Consider the following 12,738-nt stretch of genomic DNA (forward strand, 5'->3'; position numbering starts at 1 on the left):
AGTCAGATTCTTGAGATGCAAGTACAGCCTGCCATCTCTATGCTGACAGGCCATTTTTTTACTGTTTTATAGCTGCTTTTGCCTTTGCTTCGATACGGCGACGGTGTAAAATTGGCTCCGTATAACCGTTTGGCTGATCATAGCCTTGAAATACTAAATCGCAGGCTGCCTGAAAAGCAATGGATGTGCTGTAGTTCGATGCCATTGGCTGATACAGAGGATCATTTTCATTTTGTTGATCCACTACTTTTGCCATTCGCTTTAGCGTTTCCGTTACTTGTTCTTTTGTACAAATTCCATGATGAAGCCAGTTAGCTACGTGCTGACTGGAAATACGAAGCGTTGCCCGGTCTTCCATTAGCCCTACATTATTAATATCCGGTACTTTTGAGCACCCTACTCCTTGGTCGACCCATCTCACTACATACCCAAGTATTCCTTGAGCATTGTTGTCGAGCTCCTGCTGAATTTCATCTTTGCTCCAATTTGGTTTTTCTGCCACAGGAATTTGCAAAATGTCATCTTGTAAATCAGTAGACTGAGTAAGCAATTCGTTTTGAACATCTCTTACATCAATTTGATGATAGTGAAGAGCATGAAGCGTTGCTGCTGTTGGTGAAGGTACCCATGCCGTATTCGCTCCTGCTTTTAAATGCCCCACTTTTTGTTTAAGCATTTCCGCCATCATATCCGGCATTGCCCACATTCCTTTTCCGATTTGAGCGCGGCCTTGGAATCCGCTTGCTAATCCTACATTTACATTAGACTGCTCGTAGCCTTGAAGCCATCTAGACGCTTTCATATCATTTTTACGGATAACAGCGCCCGCTTCCATTGAGGTATGAATTTCGTCACCTGTTCGATCCAAGAATCCAGTATTAATAAAAGCCACTCGGTCTTTTACTTCTTTGATACACGCTTTTAAATTAAGCGTCGTGCGGCGCTCTTCGTCCATTACGCCAATTTTAATCGTATGACGCTCAAGCCCTAGCATATCTTCAATTGAATTAAATAACGTGTTGGCAAAAGCTACTTCTTTGGAGCCGTGCATTTTCGGTTTAACGATATAGATAGAACTCTTTTTAGAATTTTGATACGTGCCGTTTTTAAGCAAGGTGTGTTTGGCAATTAAACTAGTAATCACGCTGTCTAAAATACCTTCATAGATTTCGTTGCCATTTCGATCTAAAACAGCGCTGTTTGTCATTAAATGCCCAACGTTTCGAACAAACATAAGCGAACGGCCAGACAGTGAAATCTTTTTCTTGCCGGGAGAAATATAGGTACGGTCTGGATTTAAACGCCTTGTTATGTTTTGACTTCCTTTTTTAAAAGTAGACGTCAAATCACCTTTCATTAATCCCAGCCAGTTGCGGTAAACATCTACTTTATCTTCTGCGTCTACTGCCGCTACTGAATCTTCACAGTCCATAATCGTCGTAAGAGCTGCTTCCATTAAAATATCTTTTACACCCGCATCGTCTGTTTTACCAATCGAATCCGTACGATCAATTTGAACTTCAAAATGCAGCCCGTTGTTTTTGAATAAAAGAGCATCAGGGCTTTCTTCTTCCCCTTGATACCCTACAAATTTCTCTTCTTCCTGTAATTCGGTTAAACTGCCATCGTTTAATTGAGCGACAAGCTTTCCATTTTCAAGGCTGTACTGAACCACTTCCGCATGAGAAGACTGAACGAGCGGAACAACTTCATCAAGAAAATTCTTCGCAAACGCAATAACTTTTTCTCCTCGAATTGGATTATAAGAACTCGTGCGCGAAGCTCCATTTTCTTCACTGATTGCATCAGTGCCGTAAAGAGCATCATAGAGACTTCCCCAACGTGCATTAGCAGCGTTAATAGCATACCGGGCATTATTTACAGGTACAACAAGCTGCGGTCCTGCCTGATAGGCAATTTCGCTGTCTACTCCTTCTGTACCAATAAGGAAATCTTCTGTCTTGTCTTCTAAATAGCCAATTCTCGTTAAAAACGATTTGTATTCGTTAAAGTCACCGTCAGGATTTTCTTGATGCCACGCATTAATTTGAGCTTGCAGTTGATCACGCTTTTCTAACAAACGTTTATTTACGGGTGTTAACTCGGTTACTAACGCTTCAAAATCAGACCAAAAATTTTCTGTACTTAGGCCGCTGCCCGGAAGAGCTTCCTCATTGATAAATTGATAGAGAACTGGAGCTACTTTTAGATTTCCAACTTGTTTGTAGTTTGTCACCGTCTGTTTCCTCCTCTTACTCTTTTACATTTTTAAATTTGGACGCGCTTTCATTTCTTTTTGCCAAAATGATTAAGACGAACATATGCGGTACTGTTTCTTATTACGAAACAGCGTTTTATTTTTGTTAAAAAAATCATATCATCGACCGAATATATTTTCAAGAATTTTCTAAAAATATTCTATTTTTTTCATTTCTTTTTTGACTTCAGCGCAGCGGCTCGGACTTGGAAACAGCTTTCCTGCATTTAATAGATTTTTAGGATTAAATACTTCTCGTATATTCGTTTGTGCTTGAATTTCATCTTCATTGAAAACAAATCGCATTTCTTCTTTTTTTTCAATGCCCACGCCGTGTTCGCCGGTAATCGTTCCTCCTGCTTCTGCACATACTTGCAAACATGCGCTTCCGGCGTCGAGTGCTTTTTCAGTTTCCCCGGGCTTTCTAGCATCAAATAATACAAGCGGATGCAAGTTCCCATCTCCGGCGTGAAAAATATTGGCAATGCGAAGGCCAGATTCTTCGCTAATTTTGTTAATTCGCTTCAGCACTTGAGGCAGTTTACTTCTTGGAATAACGCCGTCTTGTACGAGATAGTCAGGGGATATAGCTCCCATCGCTCCAAATCCTGTCTTACGATTTGCCCACCACCTCGCGCGCTCTTCTTCACTTTCAGCTACTTTCACTTCCCGTACGTTTTGTTTTTTACATACGTCTAAAATACGAAGGATTTGCTCTTCGATACCGTCTGAAATGCCGTCTACTTCAATTAATAAAAGAGCTTCAATATCTCTAGGGTGTCCGACTGGAAACGCAGCAGCTTCCACTCCTTCAATGGCGGTTTTATCCATCATTTCAAGCGCAGCAGGCACAATGCCGGCTGATATAATGTCTGATACCGCTTGGCTGCCGTCTTCTACGCGGTCGAAATAGGCAAGAACCGTTTGTTTTGCTTCGGGGTTTTTCAAAATGCGTACCGTAATTTTTGTAACGATTCCTAACGTCCCTTCTGATCCTGTTAAAAGTCCTAATAGATCATATCCCGGTTCGTCTGGAATACCTTGCTTGCCAAGCTCAATTACATCTCCATTTGGAAGCACCACCTCTAACCCTAAAATATGGTTGGTAGTTACCCCATATTTAAGACAGTGTGCCCCTCCTGCATTTTCCGCTACATTTCCACCAATTGTGCAGCAATACTGACTCGAAGGATCCGGTGCATAATAATATCCTTTTTCAGAGATTGAATTGGTTAATTTAAGATTAATAAATCCCGGCTCTACAACGGCACGCCTGTTTTCATAGTCGACGCTAAGAAGGCGCTTCATTTTCACTAAACTAATAACCACTTCGTTATTAAGAGGAATCGCTCCCCCGCTCAGTCCTGTGCCTGCTCCTCTTGCAAGAAAAGGCAAATCATGTTCATTGCAGTATTTAACAATGCTAGAAACTTCTTTCGTATTTTGAGGAAATAACACCGCTTTAGGCAAATGTCTATGAATGGTAAAGCCATCGCAGTCGTACGCAAGCAAATCTTCTTTATGATGCAAAATAGAATGAGGGTCTACTAGTTGAGAAAGATTTTTTACGTGAAGATCTTTTATTCTATTTTTCTTCAACACGATGTGCTTCCTCCTCTTCTTTTTGATAGGCCCACTCCAAAAGCTGTACCGTGTGAACAATCTGCTGACTTCGTCCATATTTTTTTACTCCTACTGCCATCTGCAGCATGCAGCCCGGGTTTCCCATTGAAATCATTTCTACGTCATGAGGCACATGTTCCATTTTACTTTGAAGCACAGCTCCCGCCATATCAGGATTTGTTAAATTATAAATTCCTGCACTTCCACAGCACCGGTCGGCATTAGCCATATGAACCATTTCAACTCCGGGAATAGAGAGTAAAATATCTCTTGGTTCTTCTCTAACTCCTTGGCCATGAGCTAAATGGCAAGCGTCGTGATACGTAATGCGCGTATTCAGCTTTGTCTGCGGAGGGCGATATCCCGTATCGTGAAGGTATTTTGAAATATCCTGGACTTTTTCAGCAAAGACTTCGGCTTTTTCAAGCCACTCTTGCTCTTCTTCTCTAAACAGTTCAGGATACTCTTTTAACATGCAGCCGCATCCCGCAGCGTTTACAATAATAGTGTCCGCATGTTGAAACGCCTCTATATTTTTTTTTGCAAGCTTCCTTCCCATGTCTCTGTCTCCTGCATGAACGTGCAAAGCACCACAGCAAGTCTGAGACTGAGGAATAACAACGTCGTTTCCGTTTCTTCTTAATACATTAAGAGTCGCTTCATTAATATCACTGAACATGACGTCCATGATGCAGCCAGTTAAAAAAGCAACTTCTGCTTTTTTTTCTGCTTTTGCTTTTAGAACGCGTTTCTTTTTATATTTTTTCCGAACAGAACGGGTAATCTTAGGCATTACATATTCCATTTCTGATAGATGTGTTGGCATCATATTTAACATGCCTGTTGCGCGCACCATTTTTTGCATTCCGCTTTTTTGATACAGCTTTAATAAGCTTCCTGCAGCTTCCAAGCGGTGGGAATGAGGAAAAAGTTCCTTAAGAAAAAATTTGCTGATCATCCCTTTCCAGCCGGTCAAAGGCATCGCCTGACGAATTTGGCCGCGAGCTTCTTCAATGAGTCCGCCAACGTCTACATTTGCAGGGCAAGCAGTTGTACAGGCACGGCAGTCCAAACAGGCAAACACAGGGTCTGTAAACTGCTCATTGACGCTTATTTTCCCTTCTGCTACCGATTTGATAAGGTGCACGCGTCCTCTTGGTGAATGCTGTTCTTGCCCCGTTATTTCATAAGTAGGACAAGACTCCAAGCACATTCCGCAGTGTACACAATCCGCCCATTTTTTTTCGTCTGGCGCGTCTTTCCACAAATAATTGCTAACGCTTTGACATGGAGCATCTTTGATATCCGCTTTCGCTGAATTCACTTAGATTCCTCCTATAAATCGTTTATAGTTAAGCACGTTTTTAGCGTCCATCTTTGCTTTAATTCCTGCTAGTAACGGAAAGTGAGAAGGTTCTTCGCCCCATACATTTACTTTTTGGCGCAGTATAAAAGGCAAATGTTTAACGACCACATATCCTCCGTACGTTTTAGCAGTTTCAGTAAATGAAGTAATAACGGAAAGAATGGCATCTTCTGAGCCTTTTATGTAGATCGAACAAAGACCATGTCCAACTCCTCCATGTGCTTTTATCAGCATTGGACGGGACGTTTTTAACACCGTACTTTTAGTTATCACATCCAGTACATTCATATTTGGTACGCCGACTTTTAAAGTGGCTTCCGTTTCTTCTTCTGAAGAACAACGTGCACCATTTGGACTAATGTTACTAAAAAACCCCCAAAATACCTCGGCTTCTTTTTCCTGCAGTATTTTTAAAATTGTATCAGCAGGCTGAATGCTTTTGATATAATTCTCTTGATAATGTACGGAACTTTCCACGTCTTCAAAGCTGATCACAAGCGTAAACAGATGCTGCCCTATTACATCTTCAGCTAGAGAGGCATTTAATAATTCCAAAGCAACGGGCTCTATAATTGAATCTAAGACTTTGCTAACAAACGCATGAATTTCTTCGATATTGCCTGTTGAAAAAGAAATAAAGACAATGCTTTGATACTTAGGCAGCGGACGCAGCTTTAACGTTATTTCGGATATAACGCCGAGCGTTCCCATTGAACCAATAAACAGCTTATTCATATCATAACCAGCCACGTTCTTGACGACTTTTCCCCCTGAACGAACAATGGTTCCATCTGAATATACGACTCTCATACCGATTACTGCATCTCGAGCTGATCCATAAGACAAGCGCTTTGGACCACTTTCATTCGCTGCTATAACTCCGCCGATTGTAGCGTAGTCTCCTAGAGCTGGATCAAGTGAAACTTGCTGATTGTGCGTTTTTAAATACGTTTGCAGCTCTCCAAACGGCGTACCAGCTTTTACAGTAACCGTCATATCACCTACTGTATGTTCAACAATTCCGCTGTATTCAGTCAGCGAAAGCAAAAGGTCTGCTGTATCTATAAGTCCGCCAAATCCCTTTTTTGTACCACTCCCTTCAATGACGACTTTTTTTCCGTGTTCCGTCGCATACTTTAAAACGGCTGCTATTTCTTGTTCTGAAGTTGGCTTAACACGAAGCGCTCCGTTATTTCCAAGGAATTGATTCATATGCTGTTCTTCAAGTGTGGAAGGATGAGATAAAATGGATTTTAAATGACCTGGAAGCTCTAACGTACTCAATAAATTGACTCCTCTCGTTTTGTAATAGCAAACAACGTTTCACTAGTAACATAAAGAAGTGCCATGTGTAATACGACTGAAAGTAGTAGATTAATAAGAAGGATAATTAGTAGAATAGATGAAAAGATATATTTTAAGCGCTTACAATCATTAAATCACCTATTCTTGGGATTTTCAACCAATATTTTCTTCTTATCAACAAAAAAATGTCCGTTCTTTTGAAAAAAAGTTTCTTTTAGTACTTGCCTATCATAAAAGGATTAGAATATAATGTAAGCGAATTCATTTTTACATAAGTCATCAGATGACCTTATCATCGTAGTTTTAATGGTTTCGTTTTACTAAATTTATAGTTCACTAATTTGAAAATGAGGTGTTAGTTATGACATGGACACAGCAGTTCACTCCTGTAGGAAACAGCGTCATTTGGTCTTCATTAATCGCTTTGATTCCTATTCTTTACTTCTTTTGGGCTCTGGCTATTAAACGAATGAAAGGTTATATGGCTGGAGTTACAACTTTACTGGTCGCGCTTGCTGTTGCAATACTTGCTTATAAAATGCCGGCTAGCATGGCTTTTATGTCAGCCAGTCAAGGAGCCGTATACGGTATACTGCCGATTGGATGGATTATCATTACGTCCGTTTTTCTTTACAAACTAACCGTAAAAACCGGTCAGTTTGATATTATTCGTACCTCTGTCGTATCTATTACAGAAGATCGCAGACTTCAAGCTTTGTTGGTTGCTTTTTCGTTTGGGGCTTTTCTTGAAGGGGCCGCTGGTTTCGGCGCACCTGTTGCTATTTCAGCAGCTCTGCTGGTAGGTTTAGGATTTAATCCACTATATGCCGCTGGCTTATGTTTATTAGCAAACACAGCACCCGTTGCTTTTGGTGCAATCGGTATTCCTATTACGGCTATGGAAGGTCCTACTGGAGTAGCGGCAATGGAAATCTCTAAAATGGTAGGCCGCCAGCTTCCTTTTATTTCTGTATTTATTCCGCTGTATTTGGTTTTTGTAATGGCAGGATTTAAGAAAACATTAGAAGTACTCCCTGCTATTCTAGTATCCGGCGTCTCTTTTGCCCTTACCCAGTTTGTCAGCTCTAACTTTTTAGGACCTGAACTTCCCGATATTTTATCGGCACTCGTTTCACTTTTTGCACTCGCTATTTTCTTAAAATTCTGGAAACCGAAAACAACGTTTCGCTTTCAATCTGAAAAAGCAGCACATGAAGTAGCTTCCGCTTCAGCTGAGCCAAGAGAAACTCAAGATCAACCCGCATTCACGGGGGCTCAAATTGCAAAGGCGTGGTCACCTTTTTTAATTTTAACGATCTTTATTTCTATATGGGGAATTCCTCAAATTAAAACCGCTTTGACAGGACATTATGAAGGAGCTAACGCTTTTTTGAGCGCTATCAATTCCATCGGACATTATTTAACGTTTATGCCAGAAGTACCTTGGTTAAATAATTTAATTTTAAATGGAAATGGAGAACCGATTGCGGCAGTGTATAAGTTAGAATTATTAGGCGCTGCGGGCACAGCTATCCTGTTGTCTGCTGTTGTCACAAAATTTATCGTCAACATCTCTTGGAAAGACTGGTTCATTACGTTTAACGAGACGTGCAAAGAATTAGCGCTGCCACTGCTTACCATTATGTCCGTTGTGGCATTTGCTTACGTGACAAATGCGTCTGGAATGAGTACAACCTTAGGACTGCTGTTAGCTAAAACAGGCGCGTTATTTCCCTTTTTCTCTCCTGTACTCGGCTGGCTCGGTGTTTTTATTACAGGATCAGATACTTCAGCCAACTTATTATTCGGCAACTTGCAAAAAATCACGGCTACGTCTATTGGAATGGACCCGCTTCTTGCGCTTGCAGCAAACTCTTCTGGTGGAGTAACCGGTAAAATGATTTCACCGCAGTCCATCGCCGTTGCCTGTGCTGCGGTCGGGTTGGCGGGAAAAGAGTCCGATTTGTTTCGTTTCACGGTGAAGCACAGCTTATTTTTACTGCTGATTGTCTGCGTATTAACATTTTTACAATCTAATGTATTATCGTGGATGATTCCTTAAACAAAAAAAGCTTCCGTATCTAGAGGTACCCCTCTGAACGGAAGCTTTTTTTGTTTTATTTAAGATCGATTAATGGCATATACAACAAATAAAACTATATCTAGCAAAATCATCACAACACCAACAAGCAGCCAGATGTTTCCTTGAGTCTTTTTCTCTCCTTCTTGCATTTCAAACGCTCGAATAGCAAATACAATTCCAAGGGTAAACACAAGAAAAAACAGCTGACGGTAATCGAAAAACGACAGTACAACAAAAATTAAAGTGAAAAACACCATAATCATTTCTAAAATCCGATAAGGCTGCTTTTGACATGCTAATAATAGTTTCATTTCTTGACCTACTTTCATCCCGTTTTTAATAGCGTTATTTTACTATTAATTTTAAATAAGATGTTAGTGTTTCGAGCACTGTTCACTGTTTTGTAACAAAAAAGCGTACGTTAGTTAAACGCACGCTTCTTTTTTATTCATTTACATTTGGATTCATTGGATTATCAATCCCTGTTTTATCTTGAATTTTTTTATAGATAAAATACGTGTAGACAGCAATTAAAATGGAGAATGCCCACGTAACGGCCTGACGGAATACAATCATGTTCCCGTACCCTTCTACTCCGTACTTTTGAATCAATACGTATTTTACAATTGCTAAAAATACGTAGCGACCTGCGAACAGTACTGTAAGCCAGTTCATCATTTTGAATAAATCAGGCTGGTGGAAGAGTTTTAGAGAGTCTTCTCGCTTATAGCCCATTAAGTAAGCCGTATCTACAAAAAAGTACAAACCAATTGGCTTTTTTATCACAATGGTAAAAAGGACAACTACAGCCAGTCCAATCATAAAGTATACTTGATTGTTTAACATCGTTGCTGCGTTTCCTGAAATTAAATCAATAATGGTACGTGCCAGCAGCGTAATGACAATAAACAATCCTGTTACGTTAAACTGGCGATCTTTAATAAATGTATAAATGGTATACACAAACGCTGGTGCTGTTGAAAGCAAAATGGCATAGTAATCACCAATAATGTCTTTTCCTTGGTTCCATATTAGGTAAGGAATAGCGATATAAAAAAGTAAATCAAACCATACTCGTTTTGTATTGTTCATATATAACTCCTTTAAAAACGTTGTTCCTGCTATTATATGGGATACTACGCAAGAAAAAAAGGCTTTTACCTGGAATGTTATGAAATTTTAATCATTTGATGTTTAGATCCAGAGCGACAGGGAAAACGATTTCTAGAAAGACTTCAAGAATCATAAACATCCAAACACTTGAGCAGCAATACATGTGCCACAAGTGAAAAATGCTGAAAGGATTGATTCATTATCGCACTTCACCTAACGTACACGTCAGAAATGGAAAAGGCCATGCAGCTTTCTCACGGCGTGGGGTATGCTGAATATAGCCGTAAACTAGACAAACGTCTACAGGTGGAAAAAGAACGAGAAAAAGATTATCAGGCTAGCAAAGATATACTGCGTGATATTAACCAGCATCGATAATAAAAAGCCGCTTGCTACCAAGAGTAGCAAGCGGCTTTTTATTTACAAATGAACCAAATTTATACATAATAAGGAAGTGCATGTATCAAAGAAAGGAACTTGCTTATTATGATAGAAAAATTACTTATTATTTGTGTATTTGTAGGAATTATTCACATGATTGAAACACTAGCCTACTCTGTGAGACTTGCGGGCTTGAAAACTCGGAAGCTAGTCGTGGCTCTATCTCTTTTTAATATCATTGTCATTGTTTCAAGAACAGCTAATATGGTGCAAGCTCCGCTGACCGGCAAATTAGGAGATGCGGTTCAGTCTAAAGAAGATTTGCCCGTTCTGCTTCATCAGCTTCAAACTATCTTGCTCGCGGCCTCTATTGGGACAATCGCAGGTGCTCTTTTAATTCCTAGCTTTGTATCAATCTTCTCTCGAATGATTTCACACTTAGAAGTAGCGGGATCTGTACCCAAAATGATGAAAAATATTGCTTCCATACATACGCTTGAGAAAGCAAAAAAACACGTGAAGCGTCCTAGGTGGATTATGCTGTCTCAGCTGCGAATAGGCGGAGTGCCCAAGCGGTTGCTTCTTTTGAATTTAATGGCTACGACCATTTATACAGTAGGTGTTCTTTCCACTCTTTATGCTTCTACGCTCGAGCCTACTCTTTCTAAATCAATTCTGATGTCGTCTGGCCTTATTAACGGACTAGCGATGATTACCCTTGCTGTGTTTGTAGATCCGCAAGTAGCCATTTTAACTGAAAAGGTAATGAAAGGTGAATCCACTAAGCAATCTATGAACAAAATGGTTGGTACACTCGTCATCTCTCGTTTGTGCGGGACAGTGTGTGCCCAGATTCTCTTAGTCCCCGCTGCTCTTTATATTGCATGGATTTGCAAATTAATCCCTTAGAAAAAAGACTTCGTTAACGAAGTCTTTTTATACATATTCCACTTTTTTGTATCTATGAACAGCAGCAATTAAAAGAAAAAAACTGCTCATTAACGTAACAACTACGGTATAGGTGAAACTTTGTGACCAGTGCAATTGTTCAAGCAGACGAGCGGCGTATTGTGACAGTGCTGCAGGACTCCACTTTAATTGATTCGTAAACAAAGTACTCAAAAATGAAAGTAACGCAATGATCAAAATGCTTACTCCAGCAATCCCTCCGCTTTGTAAAAGGAATGTTCCAGCTGCCACTAAAACGGACAAGATAAAAATCAGCCACAGACTGTATAAAAGAAAGCTAACTAGCATATGAGTCCAATCCACATATGAAAATAAAAGATTTGTATAATACCATGCTGCTATATAGCTTATAAACGTTGAGCCAATGACCAGTACGATTTGCGCAGCCCATTTACTCATAATGTATTGAATGATGCTCACCGGTCTCATCATAACAAGTACAGCAGCATGATTTTGTCGTTCATTTGAAATCATATTCATGCTTGCTAGTACAATCAGTAAGGTTCCTATTGTGCTATATTGTGAAAGGACACCTTGCATTACTTCTTGACCGGTGGGCGTAGGAAGTTGAATAATTGCTCCTTTTGGTAAATTCCCTGCCATGTTAATGATTTGTGGCATATAATAATTCGTTAAAGGCTGTGTGATGCCTAGTAAAATTAGAGAAATTGGCAGCCAAATTCCTTTGCCGTTCGCAAATAATTCATGCAGTTCCTTTTTAAATAAGACTCCAAATGTGTTCATTTGTTCATCACCTCTAGATACACATCTTCGAGAGAATGCTGTTTTCGTTCAAATAAAACAAGGTTTGCTTGTTGATCAACAAGCAGTTGAAGCAGTTGCTGCTGCTGAGATGTATCTTTTACACCTACAGTGGCTTTATAAGGAGAATGAAACAGCACCTGTTCACTTGGCAGACTGCTAAGTGATGCAGGGAGCCTTTCTTCTGTTTCAATCGTAAAAGCAGGAGCCGTAAACTCTTGGCGCAGCGAACTCTTTGTTCCATTCCATTTCATACGTCCGTTTTTAATCATGATAATGTTATCGCATATTTGTTCTGCATCATGCAAAATGTGAGTTGAAAAAAGGATGGTTGTATCTTTTTTTAATGTTTCGATAATCATTAGGACATCTTTTCTGCCTTCAGGATCCAAAGCCGAAACCGGTTCATCTAGAATTAGCAGTTCAGGTTTATGTAACAAGGCTTGCGCCAAGCCCAAACGTTGTTTCATTCCTCCAGAAAAGCCAGCAATTTTCTGCTTTTCCTTTCCTTTTAAACCTACAGTTTCAAGTACTTCATCTATTCGTTGGGAAAGCACATTTTTTGAAATGTTAGATAAAAGACCTAAAAAAGTTAAATACTGCTGAGGCGTCATCCAATTAAAAAACGTAGGATGCTGTGGCAGAAAGCCAATAAATGATCGTACGTCTTGATGTTGTTTATCTTCAAAAGAAATTTTCCCTTTATTAGGTGCAGTAAGACCTGCAATCATATGCAAAGTAGTCGTCTTACCTGCACCATTAGGGCCTAACAACGCTGCACATTTTCCTTTGTCGAGATTAAATGAAAGGTTATTCACAACAGTTATATTACGATACGCTTTTGTCAGTCTTTCTACTTGCATAAACATCTTAGCTCCA

General features: G+C 39.9%; 11 protein-coding genes. 3 read left to right on the forward strand and 8 right to left on the reverse strand.

The features are described from left to right. Positions 1-58 precede the first annotated feature (58 nt). The 4 genes from JNUCC25_RS14390 to JNUCC25_RS14405 form a co-directional block, all read right to left on the reverse strand. Positions 59-2,236 (reverse strand): malate synthase G, encoded by a 2,178-nt coding sequence (locus JNUCC25_RS14390; RefSeq protein ID WP_063671903.1) that lies wholly within the window; start codon positions 2,234-2,236, stop codon positions 59-61. Positions 2,237-2,407: 171 nt separating this feature from the next. After that, positions 2,408-3,859, reverse strand: coding sequence for an FAD-linked oxidase C-terminal domain-containing protein (locus JNUCC25_RS14395; protein WP_029322453.1), 1,452 nt, complete (start codon positions 3,857-3,859; stop codon positions 2,408-2,410). Further along, positions 3,843-5,204, reverse strand: a complete 1,362-nt coding sequence (locus JNUCC25_RS14400; RefSeq protein WP_029322455.1) for a (Fe-S)-binding protein — start codon at positions 5,202-5,204, stop codon at positions 3,843-3,845. Before JNUCC25_RS14400 ends, JNUCC25_RS14395 begins: the two co-directional genes overlap by 17 nt. Beyond that, on the reverse strand, positions 5,205-6,530 hold the full coding sequence (locus JNUCC25_RS14405; protein WP_029322457.1) for an FAD-binding oxidoreductase: 1,326 nt from the start codon (positions 6,528-6,530) through the stop codon (positions 5,205-5,207). A gap of 382 nt (positions 6,531-6,912) precedes the next feature. Here JNUCC25_RS14405 and JNUCC25_RS14410 point away from each other — a divergent pair, with 382 nt between their 5' ends. After that, a complete protein-coding gene (locus tag JNUCC25_RS14410; protein ID WP_029322459.1) occupies positions 6,913-8,613 on the forward strand; it encodes an L-lactate permease in 1,701 nt (566 codons plus the stop codon). A gap of 59 nt (positions 8,614-8,672) precedes the next feature. On the opposite strand, the gene JNUCC25_RS14415 is transcribed toward JNUCC25_RS14410, so the two are convergent. Further along, complete coding sequence (locus JNUCC25_RS14415; protein ID WP_223260190.1) at positions 8,673-8,945, reverse strand: hypothetical protein; 273 nt, start codon at positions 8,943-8,945, stop codon at positions 8,673-8,675. Positions 8,946-9,078: 133 nt separating this feature from the next. Continuing rightward, positions 9,079-9,726: a VC0807 family protein gene (locus JNUCC25_RS14420; protein WP_029322461.1), complete on the reverse strand. Its 648-nt coding sequence runs from the start codon at positions 9,724-9,726 to the stop codon at positions 9,079-9,081. Positions 9,727-9,978: 252 nt separating this feature from the next. On the opposite strand from JNUCC25_RS14420, the gene JNUCC25_RS14425 reads away from it, so the two are divergent. Next, positions 9,979-10,125 carry a hypothetical protein gene (locus JNUCC25_RS14425; protein WP_014459567.1) on the forward strand — a complete coding sequence of 49 codons (147 nt, stop codon included), beginning with the start codon at positions 9,979-9,981 and terminating at the stop codon, positions 10,123-10,125. Positions 10,126-10,233: 108 nt separating this feature from the next. After that, entirely contained in the window at positions 10,234-11,037 is an 804-nt protein-coding gene (locus JNUCC25_RS14430; RefSeq protein ID WP_013057566.1) for a lipid II flippase Amj family protein, read from the forward strand. A 27-nt stretch (positions 11,038-11,064) separates the two neighbouring features. On the opposite strand, the gene JNUCC25_RS14435 is transcribed toward JNUCC25_RS14430, so the two are convergent. Together JNUCC25_RS14435 and JNUCC25_RS14440 are read right to left on the reverse strand one after the other, a co-directional pair. After that, positions 11,065-11,841, reverse strand: coding sequence for an ABC transporter permease (locus JNUCC25_RS14435; RefSeq protein WP_013057567.1), 777 nt, complete (start codon positions 11,839-11,841; stop codon positions 11,065-11,067). Further along, positions 11,838-12,728, reverse strand: a complete 891-nt coding sequence (locus JNUCC25_RS14440; RefSeq protein ID WP_013057568.1) for an ABC transporter ATP-binding protein — start codon at positions 12,726-12,728, stop codon at positions 11,838-11,840. The genes JNUCC25_RS14435 and JNUCC25_RS14440 overlap by 4 nt, the downstream gene beginning before the upstream one ends. Positions 12,729-12,738: the final 10 nt, after the last annotated feature.

The organism is Priestia sp. JNUCC 25 (assembly GCF_053667915.1).

What these genes read in the sequence shown, in the direction of transcription:
- JNUCC25_RS14410 (WP_029322459.1), top strand. Translation starts at nt 6,913, where the DNA reads ATGACATGGACACAGCAGTTCACTCCTGTAGGAAACAGCGTCATTTGG.
- JNUCC25_RS14415 (WP_223260190.1), bottom strand. Translation starts at nt 8,945, where the DNA reads ATGAAACTATTATTAGCATGTCAAAAGCAGCCTTATCGGATTTTAGAA.
- JNUCC25_RS14425 (WP_014459567.1), top strand. Translation starts at nt 9,979, where the DNA reads ATGGAAAAGGCCATGCAGCTTTCTCACGGCGTGGGGTATGCTGAATAT.
- JNUCC25_RS14440 (WP_013057568.1), bottom strand. Translation starts at nt 12,728, where the DNA reads ATGTTTATGCAAGTAGAAAGACTGACAAAAGCGTATCGTAATATAACT.
- JNUCC25_RS14430 (WP_013057566.1), top strand. Translation starts at nt 10,234, where the DNA reads ATGATAGAAAAATTACTTATTATTTGTGTATTTGTAGGAATTATTCAC.
- JNUCC25_RS14435 (WP_013057567.1), bottom strand. Translation starts at nt 11,841, where the DNA reads ATGAACACATTTGGAGTCTTATTTAAAAAGGAACTGCATGAATTATTT.
- JNUCC25_RS14420 (WP_029322461.1), bottom strand. Translation starts at nt 9,726, where the DNA reads ATGAACAATACAAAACGAGTATGGTTTGATTTACTTTTTTATATCGCT.